Origin of the sequence: Azospirillum humicireducens, assembly GCF_001639105.2 — a bacterium.
In the GTDB taxonomy this organism is placed as follows: Bacteria; Pseudomonadota; Alphaproteobacteria; order Azospirillales; family Azospirillaceae; genus Azospirillum; species Azospirillum humicireducens.
This window is the reverse complement of the sequence record NZ_CP028902.1, coordinates 471,536-494,499: the sequence shown is the minus strand read 5'-3', so window position 1 is coordinate 494,499 and position 22,964 is coordinate 471,536. Positions and strand designations below refer to the sequence as shown.

At 67.9% G+C, this 22,964-nt stretch carries 20 protein-coding genes and 1 pseudogene; 12 read left to right on the top strand and 9 right to left on the bottom strand.

Translation table 11 applies throughout. The annotated features are described in order from the left end of the window. Window positions 1–50: 50 nt before the first annotated feature. The 3 genes from A6A40_RS16765 to A6A40_RS16755 all read right to left on the bottom strand — a co-directional run bounded on the left by A6A40_RS16765 (window position 51) and on the right by A6A40_RS16755 (window position 3,413). Window positions 51–1,022, bottom strand: a complete 972-nt coding sequence (locus A6A40_RS16765; protein ID WP_108547035.1) for a Bug family tripartite tricarboxylate transporter substrate binding protein — start codon at window positions 1,020–1,022, stop codon at window positions 51–53. A 430-nt stretch (window positions 1,023–1,452) separates the two neighbouring features. After that, the gene (locus tag A6A40_RS16760) at window positions 1,453–2,085 is read right to left on the bottom strand and encodes a response regulator transcription factor (protein ID WP_108547034.1); all 633 of its coding nucleotides are present in this window, start codon (window positions 2,083–2,085) and stop codon (window positions 1,453–1,455) included. Beyond that, the gene (locus A6A40_RS16755; RefSeq protein ID WP_108547273.1) at window positions 2,082–3,413 is read right to left on the bottom strand and encodes a histidine kinase; all 1,332 of its coding nucleotides are present in this window, start codon (window positions 3,411–3,413) and stop codon (window positions 2,082–2,084) included. Before A6A40_RS16755 ends, A6A40_RS16760 begins: the two co-directional genes overlap by 4 nt. Window positions 3,414–3,899: 486 nt before the next feature. Here A6A40_RS16755 and A6A40_RS16750 point away from each other — a divergent pair, with 486 nt between their 5' ends. Then, complete coding sequence (locus A6A40_RS16750; protein ID WP_108547033.1) at window positions 3,900–5,795, top strand: methanol/ethanol family PQQ-dependent dehydrogenase; 1,896 nt, start codon at window positions 3,900–3,902, stop codon at window positions 5,793–5,795. Between the two features lie 89 nt (window positions 5,796–5,884). Continuing rightward, window positions 5,885–6,553, top strand: coding sequence for a pentapeptide repeat-containing protein (locus A6A40_RS16745; RefSeq protein WP_108547032.1), 669 nt, complete (start codon window positions 5,885–5,887; stop codon window positions 6,551–6,553). Window positions 6,554–6,578: 25 nt separating this feature from the next. Here A6A40_RS16745 and A6A40_RS16740 read toward each other — a convergent pair whose 3' ends face one another. Then, entirely contained in the window at window positions 6,579–6,887 is a 309-nt protein-coding gene (locus A6A40_RS16740; protein ID WP_108547031.1) for a putative quinol monooxygenase, read from the bottom strand. Between the two features lie 238 nt (window positions 6,888–7,125). On the opposite strand from A6A40_RS16740, the gene A6A40_RS16735 reads away from it, so the two are divergent. Next, complete coding sequence (locus A6A40_RS16735) at window positions 7,126–7,545, top strand: CopG family transcriptional regulator (RefSeq protein WP_108547030.1); 420 nt, start codon at window positions 7,126–7,128, stop codon at window positions 7,543–7,545. A gap of 93 nt (window positions 7,546–7,638) precedes the next feature. Then, the gene (locus tag A6A40_RS16730; protein ID WP_108547029.1) at window positions 7,639–8,871 is read left to right on the top strand and encodes an extracellular catalytic domain type 1 short-chain-length polyhydroxyalkanoate depolymerase; all 1,233 of its coding nucleotides are present in this window, start codon (window positions 7,639–7,641) and stop codon (window positions 8,869–8,871) included. A 65-nt stretch (window positions 8,872–8,936) separates the two neighbouring features. On the opposite strand, the gene A6A40_RS16725 is transcribed toward A6A40_RS16730, so the two are convergent. Together A6A40_RS16725 and A6A40_RS16720 are read right to left on the bottom strand one after the other, a co-directional pair. After that, on the bottom strand, window positions 8,937–9,515 hold the full coding sequence (locus A6A40_RS16725; RefSeq protein ID WP_146191574.1) for a hypothetical protein: 579 nt from the start codon (window positions 9,513–9,515) through the stop codon (window positions 8,937–8,939). A 104-nt stretch (window positions 9,516–9,619) separates the two neighbouring features. Further along, window positions 9,620–10,633 (bottom strand): helix-turn-helix domain-containing protein, encoded by a 1,014-nt coding sequence (locus A6A40_RS16720; RefSeq protein WP_146191573.1) that lies wholly within the window; start codon window positions 10,631–10,633, stop codon window positions 9,620–9,622. A gap of 204 nt (window positions 10,634–10,837) precedes the next feature. Between A6A40_RS16720 and kynU the strand changes: the two genes are divergently transcribed. The 3 genes from kynU to A6A40_RS16705 are packed head-to-tail and all read left to right on the top strand — an operon-like array spanning window position 10,838 to window position 13,709. Beyond that, window positions 10,838–12,031, top strand: coding sequence for a kynureninase (kynU, locus tag A6A40_RS16715; protein ID WP_108547026.1), 1,194 nt, complete (start codon window positions 10,838–10,840; stop codon window positions 12,029–12,031). Further along, a complete protein-coding gene (gene kynA, locus A6A40_RS16710) occupies window positions 12,028–12,879 on the top strand; it encodes a tryptophan 2,3-dioxygenase (RefSeq protein WP_108547025.1) in 852 nt (283 codons plus the stop codon). The genes kynU and kynA overlap by 4 nt, the downstream gene beginning before the upstream one ends. Then, window positions 12,876–13,709, top strand: a complete 834-nt coding sequence (locus A6A40_RS16705) for an alpha/beta hydrolase (protein WP_108547024.1) — start codon at window positions 12,876–12,878, stop codon at window positions 13,707–13,709. Before kynA ends, A6A40_RS16705 begins: the two co-directional genes overlap by 4 nt. Window positions 13,710–13,787: 78 nt before the next feature. Here the strand turns inward: A6A40_RS16705 and A6A40_RS16700 are convergent, their stop codons facing one another. Together A6A40_RS16700 and A6A40_RS16695 are read right to left on the bottom strand one after the other, a co-directional pair. Next, entirely contained in the window at window positions 13,788–14,414 is a 627-nt protein-coding gene (locus A6A40_RS16700; RefSeq protein WP_108547023.1) for an acetate uptake transporter, read from the bottom strand. A 162-nt stretch (window positions 14,415–14,576) separates the two neighbouring features. After that, window positions 14,577–15,503, bottom strand: coding sequence for a LysR substrate-binding domain-containing protein (locus A6A40_RS16695; RefSeq protein WP_108547022.1), 927 nt, complete (start codon window positions 15,501–15,503; stop codon window positions 14,577–14,579). 309 nt (window positions 15,504–15,812) lie between these two features. Between A6A40_RS16695 and A6A40_RS16690 the strand changes: the two genes are divergently transcribed. The 4 genes from A6A40_RS16690 to A6A40_RS16675 all read left to right on the top strand — a co-directional run bounded on the left by A6A40_RS16690 (window position 15,813) and on the right by A6A40_RS16675 (window position 21,033). Then, window positions 15,813–16,577 carry an SDR family NAD(P)-dependent oxidoreductase gene (locus tag A6A40_RS16690; RefSeq protein WP_108547021.1) on the top strand — a complete coding sequence of 255 codons (765 nt, stop codon included), beginning with the start codon at window positions 15,813–15,815 and terminating at the stop codon, window positions 16,575–16,577. A gap of 112 nt (window positions 16,578–16,689) precedes the next feature. Next, a complete protein-coding gene (gene tkt, locus A6A40_RS16685) occupies window positions 16,690–18,675 on the top strand; it encodes a transketolase (RefSeq protein ID WP_108547020.1) in 1,986 nt (661 codons plus the stop codon). A gap of 38 nt (window positions 18,676–18,713) precedes the next feature. After that, window positions 18,714–19,679: a D-2-hydroxyacid dehydrogenase gene (locus A6A40_RS16680; protein ID WP_108547019.1), complete on the top strand. Its 966-nt coding sequence runs from the start codon at window positions 18,714–18,716 to the stop codon at window positions 19,677–19,679. A 79-nt stretch (window positions 19,680–19,758) separates the two neighbouring features. Next, window positions 19,759–21,033, top strand: coding sequence for a glycerate kinase type-2 family protein (locus A6A40_RS16675; protein ID WP_108547018.1), 1,275 nt, complete (start codon window positions 19,759–19,761; stop codon window positions 21,031–21,033). On the opposite strand, the gene A6A40_RS16670 is transcribed toward A6A40_RS16675, so the two are convergent. Beyond that, entirely contained in the window at window positions 21,017–21,724 is a 708-nt protein-coding gene (locus tag A6A40_RS16670) for a GntR family transcriptional regulator (RefSeq protein WP_108547017.1), read from the bottom strand. The two genes, A6A40_RS16675 and A6A40_RS16670, sit on opposite strands and share 17 nt — an antisense overlap. 225 nt (window positions 21,725–21,949) lie before the next feature. On the opposite strand from A6A40_RS16670, the pseudogene A6A40_RS16665 reads away from it, so the two are divergent. Then, window positions 21,950–22,960, top strand: a pseudogene (locus tag A6A40_RS16665) (ABC transporter substrate-binding protein); the annotation flags it as partial. Window positions 22,961–22,964 lie beyond the last annotated feature (4 nt).

Genomic DNA, 22,964 nt, shown 5'->3' with positions numbered 1-22,964 from the left:
TGGTGTTTCTTGTTGATGGGACTCTATGATCGGCGGGTTTGCCCGATCGGTTACTTGACGAGGCCGAGGTCGGTCAGGACCGTCCCGATCCGGCTGCGTTCCTCCTTGAGGAAGGCGGCGAAGCGGTCGGCCGGCAGGTAGAGGTCGATCCAGCCGCGCTCCTTGGCGATCTGCTTCCATTCGTCGGTCCGGACCATCGCGCCGACGGCCTCGTCCATCGCCTTCAGCTCGTCCGCCTTCAGCGTGGCCGGCGCCATCACGGCGCGCCAGTTCACCAGTTCCACATCCACACCCTGTTCCTTGAAGGTCGGGATGTCGATGCCGGGAACGCGCTGCGGCGCGGAGATGGCGAGCGCCCGCAGTTTTCCGGCCTGGAGCTGCGAGGCCATCTCGTTGTAGCCGCCGGTGGCGACCGTGATGTGGCCGCCGAGGATCGACGCCATCATCTCGCCGCCGGCCCCGGCCGCGATGTAGTTCATCTTGCCGACATCGCCGCCCGCCGCCTTGACGATCAGGGCGTAGAGGATGTGGTCGGGGCTGCCGACGGCGAAGCCGCCCCAGGACACCGAGCCGGGATCGGCCTTGAACTTCCGGATCAGGTCGTCGAGCGTCTTGATCGGCGAATCGGCCGCGACGACGATCGGCTGATATTCGCCGGTCAGGCGGCCCAGCGGCGTCACCTGATCCAGCGTCACCGGCGACTTGTTGATCAGGATGGCGCCGATCATGCCGAGGCCGCTGATCATCATGCCGGGATTGCGCTTCTTCGCCGTGACGAACTGGCTGAGCCCGATGGTGCCGCCGGCCCCGGGAATGTTGACCACCTGGATGCCGGAGGCGAGCTTGTGGTTCTGCATCACCTGCTGCATCGCGCGGGCATGCTGGTCGTAACCGCCGCCGGGATTCGCCGGGGCGATGATCTCCACCGACTTCAGCTCGGCCGACGCCGGCGCGGTGAAGGCGACCGTGGCGAAGGCCAGGGCCGCTGCGACGGACAGCTTGGCGGAGATGCCGAATTTCATGATGAACCCTCCCGACTGATCCTGTCCCTGATCGGACTTATCGTTGACGACCCTGTTGACCTGCCGGCAGAGACGGCTGCGGCGCCCCGCTGCCGGGCTGTCCGGGGTGCTGCTCCGGAAACGGCATGTTCGGGAGCAGGATCGATCCGCCGGCACCTGCGCCGTGCGCGGCGCCATGGAATGCCGGTATGCGGTCTTCTGCCGGTGGCCGCGCGGGCTGGTCCGCCATGACGTTTCTCCCGGAAAGTTATTCGTGTTGGTGATTATTTACCAGACCAACCTGTCATGAACCTGTCAGCCTCAGGGCGGACGGCAAAATATCCGAGGTCACGACAATCGGCTGGGCATGCCGGCTCGGGGTCGGCGCCCCGGCCAGCGCGCCCCGGCCAGGGCGCGCCGGATCGAAGGGCCAGGCCTGCGTCCGGCAGGCTCAGCCGGCCAGCCCATGGGCGATGGCGATGCGGATCAGGGCGCGGGTGCTGTCGGCGCCCAGCTTGTCCTTGATCTGGGTGCAGGCGTTGGCCACCGTCTTCTGGCTGATGCCCAGCGTTTCGCCGATGGCCGCTGTGGTCATCCCGCGGCCGACCAGCGCCAGGATCTCCCGCTCGCGCTGGGTCAGCGGCGCCAGCGGATCGGCCGGCGCCGTCAGGGTCATGAGCGCCAGTTCGCGGGCGAGCGCGTTGTCGAGATGGATGCGCCCGGCCAGCACGGTGCCGATCGCCGATGCCAGACTGTCGGGCGCGTCATTCTTGGTGACATAGCCCTTGGCGCCGGCTTTCAGCGCGCGGGCGGCGATGGCCGGGTCCTCATGCATGCTGAAGATCAGCACGGGCACCGCCGGATTGTCCGTCTGCATGCTGCGCAGCACCGCCATGCCGCCGCCGTCCCCGGGAATGTTCAGGTCGAGGACGACGACGTCCGGCCGCTCCGTCCGCCACAGGGCGAGTGCGCTGTCGACGTCCTCCGCCTCCACCACGCGCCCCAGCGCCGCTTCGGCAAGCAGCCGCTGGCAGCCGGCGCGCACGATGGGATGGTCGTCGACCAGAAGGATGGTGCGGGTCATGCCGTGCGCTCCAGGCGGACCGTTGCCGAAATCTGCGAGGACCGGGGCAGCCGGGCCGACACCCTGGTGCCGCCCCCGTCGGCCTGTCCGATGGCCAGACATCCGCCCAAGGCCTGGACCCTCTCAGCCATGCCGGAAATGCCGAAGCCGGCCCTGTGCGGATCGTCGCCGCCCGGCGGGCCGAAAGCAAGTCCGGGGCCGTCGTCCGTGACGGCGACCTCCACCCTGTCCGCGCCGATCCGCAGGGTGACCGCCACCGCCGATGGCACGGCATGCCGCAGGGCGTTGACCAGCGATTCCTGTACCAGCCGGTAGAGGGTCAGGCGCAGCACCTCCTCGCAGCCGTCGAGTTCCGCCGCGGCGCCCGGCGGTTCGATGGAGAGCGTCCAGGCGACATCGGGTTTGCGCCGCATCCAATCGCCGACCAGTTCGGTCAGCGCCTCGCTCAACGGCAACTGGTCGAGCAGGGCGGGGCGCAGGCGGACCAGGATACGGCGGCTGAGCTGGTGGACCTCCGCCGCCGTGTCGAGGATCTTGCGTGCGCGCTCCGCCGCCTCTTCCCCATCGGCCCGACCTTCGGCCAGCCGGAGGAGCCGCCCGGCATCGACCTTGATCGCGAACAGCGCGGCGCCAAGCTCGTCATGGATGTCGCGGGCGATCTCCCGCCGTTCGGCGTCCTGAGCCGCGACGATGCGCTGGCCGACGCGGCGGTTCTCCCGCTCGGCCGCGGCCAGACCGTCGGCCAGCGCGGCGATGCCGGTTCCCAGCCGGCGGAGCTCGGGAACGCCCTCGCTGTCGAAGGCGAAGCGGTAGTCGCCCTCGCGCAGCCGCCTCACCCCGGCTTCCAGCCGCGACAGCGGCGCCAGTGCCCGCCCCAGCGCCAGGAAGGCCGCTGCCAGCAGCAGCACGCCGACAGCCAGAACCGCGGCGGCGAGATCGCTCATGTCCTCCCAGACCTCGGCGATCTCGTCCCAGGGCTCGGCCACGACGCGCAGGGTGCCGGCCAGCCGCAGTTCCTGCGGCTCCACGGCGATCAACGCGGTGAACCAGTCCGGCGTCCGTCCGCTCTCCACCCTCGCTCCCGCAACATCGTCGCCCTCGACGAAGCGCAGATGACGCAGCCCCAGCCCGTTCAGCATGCCGGGACCGCCTTCCAACGGTCCACGCTCCGTCGCCGCAAGGCCGAGCGCGCGGCCGAGTTCGAGCGCCGACGCCATCTCCGCCCGCACCGCGTCACGGGCGTTCACGACCATCACCGCTCCGCCGGCCACCGTCATCAGCAGCAGGAACAGGCCGATCAGGGCCAGGATGCGCATCTTCAGGGACACCGCCGCCCGCTCCGCCATAAGACCAATGACGGAATGTTAGTCCATCAATCTGTCCGTCTGCCATCCGTCCTTCGGACAATCGGCAGCGAACGGCTCCGCACGGTGTCGGGCGACACGGGAAAAAATCCCGTTCCATCCGGGAAATCATCGCGGGCGGGCTGCAAGAAAATCTTCCCCGGAATGTCGAATGGAAAGGTTGGCCCGCCGGGAAGACTATGGGGACAGGCAGGACATGGCCCTGTGCGCCGGGCGGGATGCACAGAACAGCCTTCGACAGCGTCTTGCCGGCAAAGCGCCGCCTTCGGGCATGACACCGTCACGTACGGCCGCTTCCGCATCCGGGCGGCACAGCCTCCCGCCGTTGCCGGACGGGAATCGGCCGGCGTGAGGGTTTCCCGGTGCCGCTGCCAGCACGCTCCTGCGGGGCGCCTCTCGCACTCCATTGCCGACCATCGCCGTCTCACGGCCAATCAACGGGGGAAACGCATGACACTTTCGTCCAACACCACCACTGCGCCCAACGCCGGCCGGTCCCGGCTGCGTCGCCGCCTCGGCCTTGCAGCGGCGGTCGCCGGACTGCTGCTGACGGCGGCCGTTCCCGCGCTGGCCGGGGAGGTCAGCTGGGATGCCATCGCCAGCGACGCGAAGAACCCCGGCGATGTGCTGATGTACGGCATGGGGGTGGAGGGCAAGCGTTTCAGCCCGCTGAAGCAGATCAACACCGACAGCGTGTCGCGCCTGGTTCCGGCCTGGTCCTTCTCCTTCGGCGACGAGAAGCAGCGCGGGCAGGAGACCCAGGCGCTGGTGCATGAGGGGGTGATCTACGTCACCGCCTCTTATTCCCGCATGTTCGCGCTGGACGCGAAGACCGGCAAGCGGCTGTGGAGCTACTCCCACCGCCTGCCCGACGACATCCGGCCCTGCTGCGACGTCGTCAACCGCGGCGCGGCGATCTATGGCGACAAGGTGTTCTTCGGCACGCTCGACGCCTCAATCGTCGCGCTGAACAAGGACACCGGCAAGGTCGTCTGGAAGAAGAAGTTCGCCGATCACAAGGTCGGCTACACGATGACCGGTGCGCCGACCGTCGTGAAGGACCAGAAGAGCGGCAAGGTGCTGCTGATCCACGGGTCGTCGGGCGACGAGTTCGGGGTGGTCGGGCGGCTGTTCGCCCGCGATCCGGATACCGGCGACGAGGTGTGGATGCGCCCGCTGGTCGAAGGGCACATGGGCCGGCTGAACGGCAAGGACAGCACCCCCACCGGCAGCGACAAGGCGCCGTCCTGGCCGCGCGACAAGGAGGGCAAGCTGGTCGAGGCGTGGAACCATGGCGGCGGCGCGCCCTGGCAGAGCGCCACCTTCGACGTGGAGACCAACACCATCGTCATCGGCACCGGCAACCCGGCGCCGTGGAACGGCTGGGCGCGCTGGCCCGGCGACAGCCTCTATACCTCCGGCCAGGCCTATGTCGATCCGGCCACCGGCGAACTGAAGGGCTTCTACCAGCACACGCCGAACGACACCTGGGACTTCTCCGGCAACAACGAGCTGGTGCTGTTCGACTACACCGACGCCTCCGGCAAGACGGTGAAGGCGACCGCCCATGCCGACCGCAACGGCTTCTTCTACGTCACCGACCGCGTGAAGCTGGCGACGGCCGGCGGCGAGCCCAACAAGCCGAACAGCGTGCTGGCCGCCTATCCCTTCGTCGACGGCATCACCTGGGCCAAGGGCATCGACCTGAAGACCGGCCGCCCCATCGAGGTCGAGGGCCAGCGTCCGGCCCTGCCGGCCGAAGGCGAGAAGCGCGGCAAGCCGGTCGAGGTGTCGCCGCCCTTCCTCGGCGGCAAGAACTGGAACCCGATGTCCTACAGCGAGGACACCAAGCTGTTCTACATCGCCGCCAACCATTGGAAGGAGGATTACTGGACCGAGCATGTCGGCTACAACCCCGGCGCGGCCTATCTCGGCATGGGGTTCCGCATCCACAAGATGTTCGACGATCATGTCGGCATCCTGCGGGCGCTCGATCCGACCACCGGCAAGATCGTGTGGGAACACAAGGAAGAGCTTCCGCTGTGGTCCGGCACGCTGGCGACCGCCGGCAATCTGGTCTTCACCGGCACCGGCGACGGCTATGTCAAGGCGTTCAACGCCAAGACGGGCGAGGAGCTTTGGCGCTTCCAGACCGGCTCCGGCATCATCTCGTCTCCCGTCACCTGGGAGCAGGACGGGGTGCAATATGTCGGCATCACCACCGGCTATGGCGGCGCGGTGCCGCTGTGGGGCGGCGATCTGGCCGACCTGACCACCCGCGTGACCCAGGGCGGGTCCTTCTGGGTGTTCAAGCTCGCCGACGTGAAGGTCTCCAGCACCAAGTGAGCCGGTCCGGCCGGATGATTCCAGGCCGGATGATCCCAGAAGAGCCGGGGCGGTTGCCGCCCCGGCCTTTTCCCAACGGAGGCAACATCATGACGTCGCGCAAGAAGGCCCTGCTCCCCAGGCTGGCAGGATGCGGCCTTGTCCTTTGCATGCTGGCGCCTGCCGCTTCGGCCATCTCCGCGGAGGTGGAAAGCGCGGCGCTTGAGAACGCAGCCGACGATCCGTCCGCCCGCCCGGTCGGCGGCGGCGAGGAGGAGCGGGCCACCAGCGTGAACGGCTGCACGCTCGGCCCGCGCATCGCCTGTCCCAACCTCGACCTGCGGCACCGCAATCTGCGGGGGCTGGCGCTGGCGGGGGCCGATCTGCACGGAGCCAATCTGATGCGGGCCGATCTGCGCAACGCCGACCTGCGCGGGGCCAACTTGTCGGGCGCCATTCTCGACGGTGCCGACCTGCGCACCGCCTTCCTGCAGGGGGCGCGGCTGTCCGGCGCGCGTCTGCGCGGCGCCAATCTGGAGTTCGCCCGAGCCACCGGCGCCGACTTCACCGGCACCGACCTGACCGCGGCGAACCTGGAGGCGATCCGCGCCGACAAGATCAATCTCGCCGGCGCGAGCCTCGAAGGCGCCAATCTGCAGGAGGCGAAGCTGTCCCTGTCCAACCTGTCGGGCGCCAATCTGGAGGGAGCGAAGATCCGTTTCGCGATCTTCCAGGACGCGCTGATGACCGGCTGCAAGTCCTGCCCGTCCGACTGGTGAGGAGCGTCCAGCCTGCCGGCCCCGGTCAGGCGATGCGGCGCAGCAGGTCGATCCGCAGCGGCTCGCCCAGCAGCGTGTCGAACCGTGCTGCGAGGCCGGTGAAGGCGGCGCCCGCCGCATGGGCGTCGAGTGCCGCCTGATCCTTCCACACCTCGTACATCACGATGGTGCCGGGCCGCTCGCGGCTGACATGGGCGGAATAGGCGAGGCAGCCCGGTTCCGTCAGGACGGTCGGGACGATGGCGGCGATGGCATCGGCCAGCGCCTGCTCCTGTCCGGGCTTGGCGACGAGATAGGCGACGAGCTGCACCTGATCGCTGGGCGGAACGGTCATTCTGAAACTCCCCTTCTGGACGGAGCAGGCCGGGGCCGGTGCGGTCGCCGGCCATGTCTGCGTTCCGGTCAGGATTAAACCGCATCCCTCGGCGGAATCGAAAATTCATTGTTCCGATCCCAGCCAAAAAGAAATCCGATCGTTCGTACAGGTTCGTGAAAACACCGGCGAAGGCCTTGAACGGGAAGGGTGCGACATCCAGATACCATCCATTCAGATGGTAAACGGATGGTCGGCCATGAATGAAGCAGCCCGTGACCTGCGGCCCAAGGCAGGCGACAGCGAGAAGATCACCATCAATCTCGGCTATGTCGACCTGGGCCACATCGACCTGCTGGTCGATGAGGGGTTCTATTCGAACCGCACCGACTTCATCCGCACGGCCATCCGCAATCAGGTCGACCGTCACGCCGAGATCGTCCGCCAGACGGTGACGCGCAAGAGCGTCGATCTGGGCCTGCGCCATTTCAGCCGTGCTGACCTGGAGGCCGCGCAGGCCGAAGGGCGGATGCTGGACATCCGCGTTCTCGGACTCGCCACCATCGCTCCGGACGTTTCCGCCGACCTCGCCCGCGCCACCATCGCCTCGCTGACCGTGCTGGGCGCGCTGCATGCGCCGTCCGCCGTCAAGGCGGCGCTCGCCGACCGCATCCGCTGACGCGCCCGGCATCTTTCACGACTTGGCCCGAACCTGGCCCGAACCTGGCCCGAACCTGGCCCGAACCTGGCCCGAACCTGGAAAGAACCCCTTATGCCCAACTCACGCCCCACCGGCTTCCTGCCCGGCATGGACGAGGTCGCCCGCCTGACCCGTGCCGGCCGGCTTGCCGAGGCGACCGGCCTCGTCCAGCGCCTGCTGCGGGGGACGGGCGAACCCGCTCCCCCCTCCACCCCCACGGCTGCGCCCGACCCCTCCGTCATAGAGGGCGAGTTCACGCGGCTCGATTCCGCATCCTCCGCCGGCAAGACGCCGGGAAGCAGGCCCGGCCGCACGGTGCGGACGGGGCTGGGCGAGACCCTGCGCGGCCTTGCCGCCCGCCTGCGGCCGACCGGGCTGGATGGTGCGGGGACGGCTGCGCCCCGCCCGGCGGCCGACCCTCTGCCGGACGGTGCGTCCTTCGAGATTGTGTCCTACAGCGGGGCGTCGGGGACCCGCGCCTACAAGCTCTATGTGCCGGCCAACCGCGGCGAGGGGCCGCGTCCGCTGGTGGTGATGCTGCATGGCTGCACCCAGTCGCCCGACGATTTCGCCGCCGGAACCCGGATGAACGCCTTCGCCGAGCGGCATGGCCTGTTCGTCGCCTATCCGGAACAGCCGGCCTCGGCCAACCCGCAACGCTGCTGGAACTGGTTCAAGCCGGAGGACCGGAGCCGCGACCGCGGGGAACCCGACCTGCTGGCCGGCATCACCCGCCGGATCATGCGCGAGCAATCCATCGATCCAACCCGCGTCTACATCGCCGGGCTGTCCGCTGGCGGCGCCGCGGCGGCGATCATGGCGGCGGCCTATCCCGATCTCTATGCCGCGGCCGGCGTGCATTCCGGCCTGCCGGCCGGTGCCGCCGACGACCTTCCCTCGGCGCTCGCCGCCATGCGCCAGGGCGGCCGGGCGGCTCCGGGCAGCGGAGGGAGCGGCCGCAAGGTTCCCACCATCGTCTTCCACGGCGACCGGGACACGGTGGTGAATCCGCGGAACGGCGATCAGGTCGCGGCCCAGGCGACCGCCGCCGTCACCGGCCTGCGCACCGAAACGCAGCAGGGCGAAGCCCCCGGCGGGCGCGGCTTCAGCCGGACCTTCCACACCGATCCGTCCGGCCGGACGCTGTGCGAACACTGGACCATCCATGGCGCCGGACATGCCTGGGCGGGCGGAAGCCCCGCCGGCTCCTACACCGACCCGCAGGGACCGGACGCCACGGCGGAGATGATGCGCTTCTTCCTGGAGCACCCGCTCGAGCCGCCGATGTCGGCGAAGCAGGATTGAGGATGGATGTTCCTCCCGCTCTGCAATCCTTGAGAGCATAGCGCTCCTCTTCCGCCCCCTCTCCCTTACCGGAACTTGAAGGGCAGCCGGATGCCCATGGCGGCGGTGTTGAAGCCGGCGGACATGAAGGCGTTGTTCATGTACTCCATGCCCTTCAGCCGGTTGATGACATAGCTGTCCTTCCTGTCCAGCTGGGCCAGCGACCAACCGCTGAACCATGGCTGCACTGTTCCGAGCGCGGTGGCCGCCGGGTCCACCAGGGAATCGAACATGTTCGGGGCGGGGGTATTGCCCAGCGCCGTACTGAGCGTGGAACTCCTCTTTCCCCACCAGCTCTTGCGCCCGATGTAGTAGGCGGATGCGGTGGCGATGCCGGCGGCGGTTGCCTTGGTCGAATTGCTGACGCCGTCCGATTCCAGGTTCATCGGCCCCCAGTGGCCGTCGCCTTTCGTCGAGTTCTGGTCGATCAGCCATTCATGGATGACCTTCACCTTCGCCTTGGACGGCGACTGTTTGAATTGTTCCAGGCAGGTCAGGAACACCGCTTCCGCGGCACCGCCGCTGACCGCCGCCCACATCATCACCATGGGGCGTTCGTTCAGGCTGAGCCTGGCGTCCACAAGCCTTTTGAATTCGTATGTCACGGGTCTCACCTCGGATCGGCCGGTCGGTCGGGAAATACGCTAGCGTGGCAATGGCGGGCGGGCCATGACCGGGCGTCCAATTTTCCTTGACCATGCATCCACACTCAGGCGCGAAGCTGGCGCAGCCAGTCTGGAAATTCTCCGCCGATGCTGCCCGCCGCACCGGTCTGAACGGCACCCTTCGCCCGCCCGGCCACTGCCCCGGCCCGCATCTCCGACGGCGAGCAGCCGAAGGCGCGGCGGAAGGCCCGGCTGAAATGCGCCTCGCTGGTGAAGCCGTATGCGAAGGCGATTTCCCCGATGCGCCGCCGCTCGCCGGGATCGCACAGATGCTCGCGCACACGCAGCAGGCGGCGCTCCTGGATGTAGCGGTTGACGCCGTGGTGGGGCTCGAACAGCGTATAAAGCGCCGAGCGCGACAGGCCGAGCGCCACGCACAGCCGGTCGGGCGACAGGTCCGGGTTCGTCAGATTGGCGTCGATGTGGCGCCGTGCCTGCATGATCAGGGTGGCGGCGACCTGCGGCCTTGCCTGCACCAGCGCGTCGTGGCTGGGTGCGAGGCAGGCCGTGACCATGTCGCGGATGGCACGCACGATCTGCGGTGCCTCCTCCACCGTTGCCGCCGGCACCGCCTGGGCCAGCGACCGCATGTGGTCGGCCAGCAGCCGCCCCATGATGCCGCCCAGGCGCGTCCCGTGCAGCGCATCCGCCCGCGGCAGCATGCCGGTCATGACATCGCGGGGAACGATGATGCAGGCGCCGTCCAGCCGCATCGGCGGCAATGCCAGCGGCTGGCCCATGTCCTTGACCAGGATTTCATCCGATGCGTTTCCGGCAGTGCCGGACCGGTCGAGGCGGATGATGAAATGGTCCATGTGGTCCGACCGGATCTTTGTCGGCGACCGGTTGTAGGCCAGCGCATCAACATCCATGGTGCCCACGATCAGCGGCCCCAGATGGGCGCTGGTGGCCGTGCCGCTGAATCGCCGGGATGCATCCTCCTCCAGCGGAGCGATCTCGTAGACCGAGGTCATGGCATCCCGCCATGCGCCGAAACGTTCGCGTTCCGGAAGAAAGCCGGTGGAGAAACGCCGGAACGGGACGGTCTGCGCGGCCACGAAGGAAATCCGCAAATTGTTTTGTGTACGACTTTCTTTCAGACGGGCGCGTCGGGGTCAATAGGGTGGCGCGGCTCCCCGCATCGCCCATTTTCCGCTGGACAGCCTCCGCGTGGCGGAGATATCCAGAGCTATAGGTTGTTGCGGCAACTAACAGATCCCGTCCGGCAGTGCCCGCCGGGCCGGACAGCGGCAGGCAGAGCGATGACGGATTTCCAGGCGACCCGCGCCCGCTTCCGCATTCCCGACGGCGTCATCTATCTGGATGGCAACTCGCTGGGACCGCTGCCGGTCGCCGCGGAGGAGCGGGTGGCCCGCACCCTGGCCGTGGAATGGGGCGGCCAGCTGATCCGGGGCTGGAACAGCGCTGGCTGGATGGTGCAGCCGCGGGTCGTCGGCGACCGCATCGCCCGGCTGATCGGTGCACCGGCCGGCAGCGTGGTGGTGGGCGACACCCTTTCGATCAAGGTCTATCAGGCGCTGGCCGCGGCCCTGGCGATGCGGCCGGACCGCCGGGTCATCCTGTCCGACAGCGGCAATTTCCCGACCGACCTCTACATGGCGGAGGGGTTGATCGAGACGTTGGGCTGCGGCCATGTCCTGAAGGTGGTGGCGCCGGAGGAGGTGGAGGGGGCGATCGGCGAGGATGTCGCCGTGCTGATGCTGACCGAGGTCGATTACCGGACCGGCCGCCTCCATGACATGGCGGCGCTGACCGCCAAAGCCCATGCGGCGGGCGTGGTGACGGTGTGGGACCTCGCCCATTCCGCCGGCGCGCTGCCGGTCGATCTGGCCGGCTCGGGGGCGGACTTCGCGGTCGGCTGCACCTACAAATACCTGAATGGCGGACCGGGGGCGCCGGCCTTCATCTATGTCGCCCCGTGCCACGCGCAGACGGCGCGCCCGGCGCTGTCCGGCTGGATGGGGCATGAGGCGCCCTTCGCCTTCGACCCGTCCTACCGTCCCGGCGAAGGGGTGGAGCGGATGCGCGTCGGTACGCCGCCGGTGATCGCGCTCGCTGCGCTCGACGCCGCGTTGGATGTCTGGGACGGGGTCGACATGGCGGCCGTCCGCCGCACATCCATCGCGCTCTGCGACCTGTTCATCGGCCTGGTGGAGGCGCAATGCCCGGCGCTGCAACTCGCCTCGCCGCGCGACGGCACGCGGCGCGGCAGCCAGGTGTCCTTCCGCCATCCCCACGGCTACCCCATCATGCAGGCGCTGATCGACCGCGGTGTGATCGGCGATTTCCGGGCGCCGGACATTCTGCGCTTTGGCTTCACCCCGCTCTATATCGGCGAGGCGGAGGTGCGCGGTGCCGTCGCCGTGTTGAAACAGGTGATGGACGGCGGGCTTTGGGACCGCCCCGACTACCACAGGAAGGCGGCGGTGACATGAGTGGGCACGACAACAAAAAGCCTTACGATCCGGCGGCCGAGGGCGCGCAGATGGCCTTCGACGGGCGGATGTCCTACGGCGACTATCTGCAGCTCGACCGCATCCTGGGCGCGCAGATGCCGCGTTCCACCGCCCATGACGAAATGCTGTTCATCATCCAGCATCAGACGTCGGAGCTGTGGATGCGGCTGGCGGTCTATGAGATCCGTGCCGCGCGGGAGGCGATCCGCGAGGACCGGCTGTCGCCCGCCTTCAAGATGCTGGCCCGCGTCGCCCGCATCTTCGAACAGCTGAATTCCGCCTGGGATGTGCTGCGCACGATGACCCCCAGCGAATACACCCGTTTCCGCGACGATCTGGGCCAATCCTCCGGCTTCCAGTCCTACCAATATCGGGAGATCGAGTTCCTGCTGGGCAACCGCAACCCGGCGATGCTGCGCCCCCACGCCCACCGGCCGGAAATCCACGCCATGCTCGAGCAGGAGCTGTTCCGCCCCAGCCTGTATGACGAGGCGCTGCGCCTGCTGGCCCGCAACGGCATCCCGGTTCCGGCGGAGGTGCTGGAACGCGACGTGGCGCAGACGCATCAGCCCAACGACGGCGTGACGGAGGCGTGGCGCCTCATCTACCAGTCCCCCGAAGACCATTGGCCCCTCTATGAGCTTGCCGAGAAGCTGGTGGATTTCGAGGATTACTTCCGCCGCTGGCGCTTCAACCATGTGACGACGGTGGAGCGGGTGATCGGCTTCAAGCGCGGCACCGGCGGCACCGGCGGCGTCTCCTATCTGCGCAACATGCTGGCGGTTGAACTCTTTCCGGAACTCTGGCGCGTGAGGACGGTGCTGTGAGCGGTTTGCAGGCAATCGCCGATTGGGACGACGCTTACAGCAACGGTGCCTATATTCCCGGCGGCGATGCCTATCCGGCGCGCTGGGCGGAACTGGCGGCGGCCTTCAGGGCGGAACTTTCCGCCGCCAGCCGGGCGGAGTTGGATCTTCCCTATGGCGAGGGCGCGCGTGAGCGTTACGACCTGTTCCGCCCCGACGGCGGGGCCAAGGGCACTGTCGTGTTCGTCCATGGCGGCTATTGGATGGCCTTCGACAAGGGGCGCTGGTCGCATCTGGCGGCCGGTGCGCTCGCCCGTGGCTGGACGGTGGCGATGCCCAGCTATACGCTCTGCCCCGAAAGCCGCATCGTCGGCATCACCCGGCAGGTCGCGCGTGCGGTGGAGACCATTGCACGGGCCCAGCCGGGACCGCTGCGCCTGACCGGCCATTCCGCCGGCGGCCATCTGGTCAGCCGCCTCGCCTGCGCCGACGCGCCGTTGCCGCCGGAGGTGCAGGGGCGGGTGGAGCATGTCGTCTCCATCAGCGGCCTGCACGATCTGCGGCCGCTGCTGAACACCCGCATGAACGCCACGCTGCATTTGGACGAGGCGGAGGCGGCGGCGGAAAGCCCGGTCCTGCTGCGCCCGCGGCCGGGCACCCGCATCACCTGCTGGGCGGGTGCCGCCGAACGGCCGGAGTTCGTCCGGCAGACAGAATTGCTTGCCAACATCTGGCGCGGTCTGGGCGCGGCGACCGAATTGCGGCTGGCCGACGGGCGCCATCACTTCGACGTCATCGACGATCTGGCCGATCCGGAGTCTGAACTGGTGGAGGCTTTGCTGGGGCCTTGAAACGGTGATCGGCCGATGCTCACAGAAGTCCAGGAGGATCGTGCAAGCATCGGCCGGGATCGGGCGGCGTGCAGCGGCTCAGCGCAGGAACGGCTTGCCCATCGGCAGCACGTCGCGGCCGAAGACGTCGAGGAAGACGGCATGCGCCATGCCGTACAGCGCCAGCCCGGCGCAGACCATCAGTTCGTAGCCGGCGATCACGGTAAAGACGTGATCGGCGAAATGTGCCAGGTCCAGCAGGATGAATCCGGCCAGCAGCGTGATGAAGATCAAGCCCAGAACCCGGCTGATCCGCATGGCGCCGACGGTCATGATCGCGGTGTAGAATGTCCAGGCGACCAGAAACCAGCCGATGTCCGTCTCGCCGACGGTGAACAGGCCCGTCCTGTTGCCGATCAGGATCAGGCACAGTGAGATCCAGAAGCAGCCGTAGGAGGTGAAGGCGCTGTAGCCGAAATTGTTGCCTGCCTTCATCTCCTGCAGGCCGGCGATCATCTGCGCCGCCCCGCCGAAGATCAGGCCGAGCCAGACCACCGGGCCGATGTCGATCCAGCCGACATTGTGGAACTGCAGAAGCAGCGTCGACAGCCCGAAGCCGGCCAGGCCGACGACGGCCGGGTTGCCATGCTTGAGCGGGGCGTGGGAAGCGGTCCGGCCGGCTTCGACGGGCGAGGCCGGTTTCGCGACGAGAACGGATACTGACATTCTGGTTCCAGTCTCGCGGGCGGCAACCTTGAGCCCGCCCGCGGCAAAGAAGGTGTTGAAAAGAAAGGGCGGACTTCGAATGCCCGCCTCCACCTTTAAGACCACGTTCCTGCGCGCCGATGAAGTGGTCATACCAGCGACATACCACCGCATCCGTATGCGTCAACCGGGCGGCGTCCGAAGGGGTGGGGCCGCCTTGTCGAAATCGATTCCTGGAACGCCAAGCTCTTCGACGAGCCACGTCACGAAGCAGCGGAAGGCGTGTTTGCGTTCGGCCCCCTTCGGCCAGACCATCCAGTGCGCGACATGCCGCAGGCTCTGCGACCGCCCCTCCAGGGGCGCGACCAGCTGGCCGGACTGCAGTTCGCGCTCCGCCAGACGTGTGGATTCCAGCACGACGCCGACCCCGTTCACCGCGGCGGCGATTGCCATGAAACTGCGGTCGAAGCGCGGTCCCGCCGGGGTGGCGGCTATGGCGGAGTTGGCGTCGAACCACATCGGCCAGGTGATCCGGTTATGGTCGCTGCGCACCAGCGGGACCGACAACAGGTCGTCGATGGCGGTGACCCGCGATGCGATGCCGGGTGCGCACAGCGGGCAGACCGTCTCGTGCCCCAACGGGATCGCCATCACATCGGTCTGGCGCGGTTCGCCATAGACGATGGAGAGGTCGTATTCCTCGGACGGGAACAGCGGATAGTCCGGGCTGGCCGACAGCTTCAGCTCCACCGCCGGAAAGAGGCCGAGGAAGCGGCCCAGCCGCGGCGACAGCCATTGCGCGGCGAAGGACGGTGCGCAGTGGACCCGGATGCGCGCCGGACCGGCGGTCGTGATCTCCTGCAGGCCGCGCTGCAACTGGTCGAAGCCGCGGGTGACGTGCCGATACAACGTCCGCCCTTCCGGCGTCGGCTCGATCTTCCGCGGCGAGCGCTGGAACAGCATCGCTCCCAGCATGCGCTCCAACTCGCGGATCGCATGGCTGACCGCGGACGGCGTGACCGCCAGCTCCTGAGCCGCCGCGCTGAAGCTGCCCAGGCGGCAGGCCGCCTCGAAGGCGCGAAGCTGGGTCAGCGGGAGACGGGTGGTCATAGATGAATCCAATTCATGACCTGTTGCAAACGATGCGTTTGCCAGATGGTCCGCGGTGGTGCAAGTCTTTCCTCGCGCCGCAGCCGTTTGAAAGAACTGGCCAAGGCAATTTCCACCGATCCGGTGCGGTTTTAAGATAAACCGGCCGGAGACGATAGTAGAGCCGGGCTGCCCGAACGAAGGGCGCCGCTGCGGCATCCGTGCCCCGGCGCTCCTCCGTACGGGAACACCGACGAACCTCATTCACGGGTTTCCACGACTTTCGCCGTTCCGGATATCGGCTCCTCGAACAGAAAAGGCACCACGACAATGCAGCAGAGTTCGCTCCTCGACGGCAAGGTTGCCGTGATTTCCGGCGCCGCCTCCCTCCGCGGCATCGGCATGGCGACCGCGAGAATGTTCGCCGAACAGGGCGCCAAAATCGCCATCCTCGATCTGGACGGCAAGGCCGCGTCCGACGCGGCGGCGCTGATCGGGCCGACGCATCGAGGCTATGCCTGCAATGTCACCGACCGGGCGGCCTGCCAGGGCGCGGTGGAGCGCGTCCTCGCTGATTTCGGGCAGATCGACATCCTGATCAACAACGCCGGCATCACCCAGCCGGCCAAGACCGTCGACATCGACCCGGAAAGCTGGGACCGCATCCTCGACGTCAACCTGCGCGGCGTGCTGTACCTGTCGCAGGCGGTGATCCCGCACATGCAGCAGCGCGGCCAGGGCTCCATCGCCTGCATGTCGTCGGTGTCGGCGCAACGCGGCGGCGGCATCCTCGGCGGCCCGCACTATTCGGCGGCCAAGGCCGGCGTGCTCGGCCTCGCCAAGGCGATGGCGCGCGAACTGGGCAAGGACGGCATCCGCGTCAACTGCGTGACTCCCGGCCTGATCCAGACCGACATCAACGCCGGCAAGATCAGCGACGACAAGAAGGTGGAGATCCTGGCCGGCATCCCGCTGAACCGGCTGGGCAACGTCCAGGACGTGGCGGGCGCTTTCCTGTTCCTGGCCTCCGACCTGTCCGGCTACATCACCGGCGCGGTCATCGACGTCAACGGCGGCATGCTGATCCACGGCTGACCGCGATGCCGGGGTGCGGTTGTACGCCGCCGCACCGCCGGTCCGCTTCTCGAGATTCCCAAGTGCATCGGCCGCGTCCCGCCGGGTGGACGCGATGAGGAGATTTGCGCCCATGATTCCCGCCGCCGTTGATCCCCGTCTGATGGCGAATGCGATCCGCTTCCTGTCCATCGACGCCATCGAGCGCGCCACCGAAGGGCACCAGGGCGTGCCGCTGGGCATGGCGGAGATCGCCACGGCCCTGTTCACGCAGCACTTCAAATGCAACCCGGCCGATCCGCGCTGGCCCGACCGCGACCGCTTCGTCCTCTCGAACGGCCACGGGTCGATGCTGATCTACTCCCTTCTCCATCTGCTGGGCTACGAGCGCATCTCGCTCGACCAGATCAGGAATTTCCGTGAACTCGGGTCTCATTGCGCCGGCCATCCCGAATATGATCCCGATGCCGGCATCGAGGTTACCACCGGCCCGCTCGGCCAGGGCATCGCCAACGCCTTCGGCATGGCGGTCGCCGAAGCCTATTTGAACGCCAAATACGGCCCAGCCCTGGTGGACCATCACACCTACGCCTTCGTCGGCGACGGCTGCCTGCAGGAGGGCGTCGGGCAGGAAGTCATCCAGCTCGCCGGCCATCTGCGGCTGGGCAAGCTGATCTTCTTCTGGGACGACAACAGCATCACCGACGACGGCAGCACCGTGCTGTCGATCAGCGAGGATGTCGCCGCCCGCTTCCGCGTTGCCGGCTGGCATGTGCAGGAGGTCGACGGCCATGATTTCGAAGCGGTGTCGGCGGCCATCGCGCTGGCCAAGAAGGACCCGCGCCCATCGATGATCGCCTGCCGCACGGTGATCGCCCGCGGCATCCCGCGCCTGGAGGGCCAGCGTGGCGGCCACAGCGCCCGCCTGTTCAAGGAGGACCTGGAGGCGACTAGGGCCAATCTCCGCTGGCCGCATCCCTCCTTCACCGTGCCGGACGAGGTTCTGAACGCCTGGCGCGACGCCGGTGCCCGCCATGGCGGCGAATATGACGCGTGGCACCGCCGCGTTGCCGCATTGCCGGACAAGGAGCGGGCGGAGTTCACCCGTGTGATCGAGGGCCGGCTGCCCGACGGCTGGCGCGAGGCGCTTCTCGCCTACAAGAAGCGGATGGCCGACGAGCGGGTGGCCCAGCCCTCCATCCAGGCATCCGGCGACATCACCACCTTGCTCACCGACATTCTGCCCGAGATGATGATCGGCTGCGCCGACCTGGAGGCGCCGACCAACCACAAGCGCACGCGCTTCTCCTTCACCGCCGAAGAACCGGCCGGCACCTATGTCCATTGCGGCGTGCGCGAGCATGCGATGGGGGCGATGGTCAACGGCATGGCCGCGCATGGCGGGATCATTCCGGTCAGCGTCACCTATCTCGCCTTTTCCGACTATCAGCGGCCAACGCTGCGCATGGCGGCGCTGATGGGCCTGCCGGCGCTCTACGTCTTCAGCCACGATTCGCTGGCGGTCGGCAAGAACGGGCCGACCCACCAGCCGGTGGAGATTCTTGCCTCTTTCCGGGCGATGCCGAACATCCTGGTGATGCGCCCGGCCGATGCGGTCGAAGCCGCCGAATGCTGGGAGGTCGCGCTGGAACACCGGACCGGTCCCAGCATGCTGGTCTGCTCCAAACAGACGTTGCCCCCCACCGGCCGGCCTTATGGAGCAGAGAACCTGACGCGCCGCGGCGCCTATGTGCTGGCCGAGGCCGAGGGCGGCAAACGTCTGGTCACGCTGATGGCCACCGGTTCCGAGGTCGCGCTGGCGCTCGAAGCCCGCAAGACCCTGCAGGCCGAGGGCATCCCCACCGCCGTGGTGTCGATGCCCTGCTGGGAGCTGTTCGACCGTCAGGACGACGCCTACCGCGCCGAGGTGATCGGGTATGGCACGGTGCGCGTCGGCGTCGAGGCGGCGGTCCGGCTGGGCTGGGACAAATATGTCGGCGAAACCGGCGGCTTCATCGGCATGAGCGGCTTCGGTGCTTCCGGCCCGGTCGACGCCCTGTTCGAACGCTTCGGCATCACCGCGGCCCACATCGTGGCCGAGGTCAAGCGCCGGCTCTGACCGCGCCGCCACTCCCTTTCCTGACCAAGGACATCGCGATGCGCAAGATCGTCTTCCTCGACCGTGCCACCCTCGCCCCGCAGATCCGCCTGCGCAAGCCGGGCTTCCCGCATGAACTGGTGGAACATGCCCAAACGACGCCGGACCAGGTGCTGGAGCGTCTGGCCAGTGCCGAGATCGCCATCGTCAACAAGGTGCAGCTGACGGCCGACCTGCTGGAGCGGCTGCCCCAACTTAAGCTGATCGCCGTCGCCGCCACCGGCACCGATTGCGTCGACAAGGAATATTGCCGGACCCACGGCATCGCGGTGAGCAACATCCGCGGTTATGCCATCAACACGGTGCCGGAACACACCTTTGCCCTGATGCTGGCGCTCCGCCGCAACATCGTGCCCTTCCGGCAGGATGTGCTGGACGGCGAATGGCAGAAATCCGGCCAGTTCTGCTTCTTCAACCACCCCATCCACGATTTGCAGGGCGCCCGGCTCGGCATCATCGGCGAGGGCGTGCTGGGCCAGCGGGTCGCCGACATCGCCCGTGCCTTCGGCATGGTTCCGCTGTTCGCCGCGCACAAGGGCAAGTCCGGCCTCGGCCCGCTCTACACGCCGTGGGACGTGGTGCTGGAAACCAGCGACATCATCACCCTGCACAGCCCGCTCACGCCGGAGACGCGCGGCATGATCGCCATGCCCGAGTTCCGCCAAATGAAGCGCCGGCCGCTCATCATCAACACCGCGCGCGGCGGTCTGGTGGTCGAGGAGGATCTGGTGTCCGCCCTGGACGAGGGGCTGATCGGCGGCGCCGGCTTCGACGTGACGCTGCCCGAGCCGCCGCCGGCCGACAGCCCGCTGATGCGCATCGCCGGGCGGCCCAACGTCATCGTCACGCCGCATCTCGGCTGGGCGTCGGACGAGGCGCAGCAGGCGCTGGCCGATCAGCTGATCGACAACATCGAGAACTTCGTCGCCGGCTCCCCCAGCAACCTCGTGATGGGCGCCTACTGACGAACGCCGATGCCGGGGGAGTGGTCGGAAACCGACCGGCCCCCTCCCTTTCCCATTACCGACCCGAGCGAGGAACAGCATGCTGGCCGCCGACCCGCGCGACCTCCTGCGGCGGATGTTCGATGCCGCCATCGCCGCCGCGCAGCCCGCGCTGTGCCTGCCGGCCCATCTGCCGGAGCCGCCGAAAGGCCGCCTGATCGTGGTCGGTGCCGGCAAGGCCTCCGCCGCCATGGCGCGGGCGGTGGAGGACAACTGGCCGGGACCGCTGACGGGACTCGTCATCACCCGCTACGGCTATGCGGTGCCCTGCGGGCGTATTCGCATCGTGGAGGCCGCGCACCCGGTTCCCGACGCTGCCGGCCTCGCGGCGACAAGCGAGCTTTTGGACCTCGTGCGCGGCCTCAATGCCGACGATCTGGTGCTGTGCCTGATCTCCGGCGGCGGCTCCGCGCTGCTGACGCAGCCGCTCGACGGGCTGACGCTGGAGGACAAGCAGGCGGTCAACCGGGCGTTGCTCGCTTCCGGCGCGACCATCACTGAGATGAACTGTGTGCGCCGCCATCTGTCGGCGGTGAAGGGCGGGCGGCTGGCCGCCGCCTGCGCCCCGGCGCGGGTTGTCACGCTGCTGATCTCCGACGTGCCGGGCGACAACCCGATGGACATCGCCTCCGGGCCGACGGTGGCCGATCCCACGACTTGCGCCGACGCGCTGGCGATCATCCGGCGCTATGGCATCACGGTTCCGGCGGCGGTGGTGGACCTGCTGGAAAGCGGCCGCGGTGAGAGCATCGAGCCCGGCGACCCGCGGCTGGCCCCTTCTGAGACGCGCATCGTCGCCACGCCGCAGATGGCGCTGGAGGCCGCTGCCGCGGTGGCGCGCGAGGCCGGCTATGCCGTCCACATCCTGGGGGACGCCATCGAGGGCGAGGCGAAGGACGTCGGCAAGGCGATGGCCGGCATGGCGTTGCAGGTGGCGCGCCGGGGGCAGCCCTTCACCGCGCCCTGCGTGCTGCTGTCCGGCGGCGAGACCACGGTGACGGTGCGCGGTGCCGGCCGCGGCGGTCGCAATGTGGAGTTTCTGCTGTCGTTGGGCGTGGCGCTGAACGGCTGTCCCGGTGTGCATGCGCTGGCCGGCGACACCGACGGCGTCGATGGGGTGGAGGAGATTGCTGGCGCCATTCTCGGCCCCGACAGCATGGCGCGGGCCTGGGGCCTCGGGCTTCGGCCGAAGGAGAGCCTTGCCGCCAACGATGGGCACGGCTTCTTCGAAAGGCTGGGCGACGGCATCGTCACCGGCCCGACCCTGACCAACGTCAATGATTTCCGTGCGATCCTGATCACCGGTTCGCGCTGAGACCACCCTCGTTCCCATCCTGCCGCAGGCTGCGCAGGACCGCATCGGCGGTGCGGCGGCTGTGGTCGGCCAGCAGGGCGGCGGTTGTGGCGGCATCGCGGCGGCGCAGGGCCTCCATGACCGCCTCATGCTCTGCCAGCGAGTCCTGCCAGCGGCCGGCATCGTAGTTCGCCAGTGAACGCGCCCGGTTGAGTTGGGCGGCGAAGCCGCGGTAGGTCGCCTCCAGCACTGGATTGCCGGCCATGGTGACGATCCAGCCATGGATGCGGCGGTTGGTGGCGGAATAGGCCGCACGCTCCCCTGCCTGGAACTGGGCGACGAGTTCCCCGTGCAGCCGGCACAGTTCCGCGAATGCCTCGGCCGAGCCGTTGGCGCAGGCGAGCCGGCCGGCGAGGCTCTCCAGCGCTTCCATCACCTCGAAGATCGCCGCGATCTCCGTGGGATCGATGGGCGTCACCACCGCGCCGCGGTGCGGGCGCAATTCCACCAGCCCTTCGGCCGCCAACACGCGCAAGGCCTCACGCAACGGCGTGCGGGAAACGCCCAGCTGCTCGCACAGCTCCATCTCCGGCACGCGGCGGCCGGGCGGCAACTCCCCCTCAAGGATCATCGCCCGCAGCTCCGCCACCGCGGAGTGATGCAGCGTTTCGCGGCGCAGGGGGCCGATGGCGGGTTTTGCGGGGCTGTCCATGGTCGATCCGGCGCGGCCTGTTTTGCTGCATACTTGGGCATTCATGCGCAAACGATGCCATGCGCTCAAAAACAAGGCAAGGAACCTCGCAGATGGCGCTTGTTGTCGTAACTTGTTTAATGCATTGAAATATAACGGAAAATCAAGAATAGAAATTTTGTATACAATCTGGCATGAGGCTTGCGACAGAGGTGGAAACGCAACCGCATCTGGAGCCGAAGCCTCATGTCGATCCGGTCCCTCACCCTGAACGCCGCCGCCGCCATGACGCTGGCCCTGTCCGGGCTGGCCGCCGCCGCTCCGACGGCAGAGGCCGCCGATGCGGACGCCGTGAAGCTCGGCTTCGCCAAATGCGCCCATTGCCTGCCGATGGCGCTGACGCCCGATCTGGCCAAGGGCGTGTCGATCGAGGCGATCAACTTCAATTCCGGCAACGACGTGCTGACCGCGCTGGTGTCCAAGAGCATCGACGTGGCGCAGGTCACTTACCTCCACTACGTCACCGCGCTGGACAAGGGCTTCGACGTCGTCGCCATTTCCGGTCAGGTCAATGGCGGGTCGGAGATCGTCACCGCCAAGGGCATCGACCTGAAGGCCGGCGACTGGGCCGGGCTGAAGGCGCTGGCCGCCTCCCGCAAGGCGAAGGGCGAACCGCTGCGCGTCGCGGCATCGCGCGGGAACGCGCAGGACATCCACATGCGCGGCGCCTTGCAGAAGCACGGCATCGACGTCAACAAGGACGTCCAGTTCATCAACATCCCGAACCCGTCCGACCATGCCGCCGCCCTGCAGCGCGGCGAGGTCGACGTGATCTGCACGGTGGAGCCCTTCGCCTCGCAGATCCGCAGCACCGGCGTCGGCGCGCATTTCGCGCTGCCCTACGACCAGGCGGCCGGCAATCTGACCAACCTGATCGTCACGCGGTCCGACGTGATCAAGGAGCATCCCAAGGCGGTCGAGGCCACGGTCGCCTCGGTGGTGGCGCTGGTCGACAAGCTGAAGACCGACCGCACCGTCTGGGTCGACACCATCAACAAATACACCGGCCTCAACAAGGACATCGCCGCCGCGTCGCTGGAGAACGCCTTCCCCGACTACTCCATCCACAAGGACAGCACCGTCGCCATCGCCATCATGATGCGGGAGCTGAAATACATCAGCCATGACGTGTCCGACGCCGCGGTGAAGAACATCGACTACCGCTTCCTGGAAGCGGTGACGAAGAAGCCGAAGAGCNGGG

Coding starts and splice junctions, on each gene's coding strand:
- A6A40_RS16765 (WP_108547035.1), bottom strand. CDS start 1,022: ATGAAATTCGGCATCTCCGCCAAGCTGTCCGTCGCAGCGGCCCTGGCC.
- A6A40_RS16760 (WP_108547034.1), bottom strand. CDS start 2,085: ATGACCCGCACCATCCTTCTGGTCGACGACCATCCCATCGTGCGCGCC.
- A6A40_RS16750 (WP_108547033.1), top strand. CDS start 3,900: ATGACACTTTCGTCCAACACCACCACTGCGCCCAACGCCGGCCGGTCC.
- A6A40_RS16745 (WP_108547032.1), top strand. CDS start 5,885: ATGACGTCGCGCAAGAAGGCCCTGCTCCCCAGGCTGGCAGGATGCGGC.
- A6A40_RS16740 (WP_108547031.1), bottom strand. CDS start 6,887: ATGACCGTTCCGCCCAGCGATCAGGTGCAGCTCGTCGCCTATCTCGTC.
- A6A40_RS16735 (WP_108547030.1), top strand. CDS start 7,126: ATGAATGAAGCAGCCCGTGACCTGCGGCCCAAGGCAGGCGACAGCGAG.
- A6A40_RS16730 (WP_108547029.1), top strand. CDS start 7,639: ATGCCCAACTCACGCCCCACCGGCTTCCTGCCCGGCATGGACGAGGTC.
- kynU (WP_108547026.1), top strand. CDS start 10,838: ATGACGGATTTCCAGGCGACCCGCGCCCGCTTCCGCATTCCCGACGGC.
- kynA (WP_108547025.1), top strand. CDS start 12,028: ATGAGTGGGCACGACAACAAAAAGCCTTACGATCCGGCGGCCGAGGGC.
- A6A40_RS16700 (WP_108547023.1), bottom strand. CDS start 14,414: ATGTCAGTATCCGTTCTCGTCGCGAAACCGGCCTCGCCCGTCGAAGCC.
- A6A40_RS16695 (WP_108547022.1), bottom strand. CDS start 15,503: ATGACCACCCGTCTCCCGCTGACCCAGCTTCGCGCCTTCGAGGCGGCC.
- A6A40_RS16690 (WP_108547021.1), top strand. CDS start 15,813: ATGCAGCAGAGTTCGCTCCTCGACGGCAAGGTTGCCGTGATTTCCGGC.
- tkt (WP_108547020.1), top strand. CDS start 16,690: ATGATTCCCGCCGCCGTTGATCCCCGTCTGATGGCGAATGCGATCCGC.
- A6A40_RS16680 (WP_108547019.1), top strand. CDS start 18,714: ATGCGCAAGATCGTCTTCCTCGACCGTGCCACCCTCGCCCCGCAGATC.
- A6A40_RS16675 (WP_108547018.1), top strand. CDS start 19,759: ATGCTGGCCGCCGACCCGCGCGACCTCCTGCGGCGGATGTTCGATGCC.
- A6A40_RS16670 (WP_108547017.1), bottom strand. CDS start 21,724: ATGGACAGCCCCGCAAAACCCGCCATCGGCCCCCTGCGCCGCGAAACG.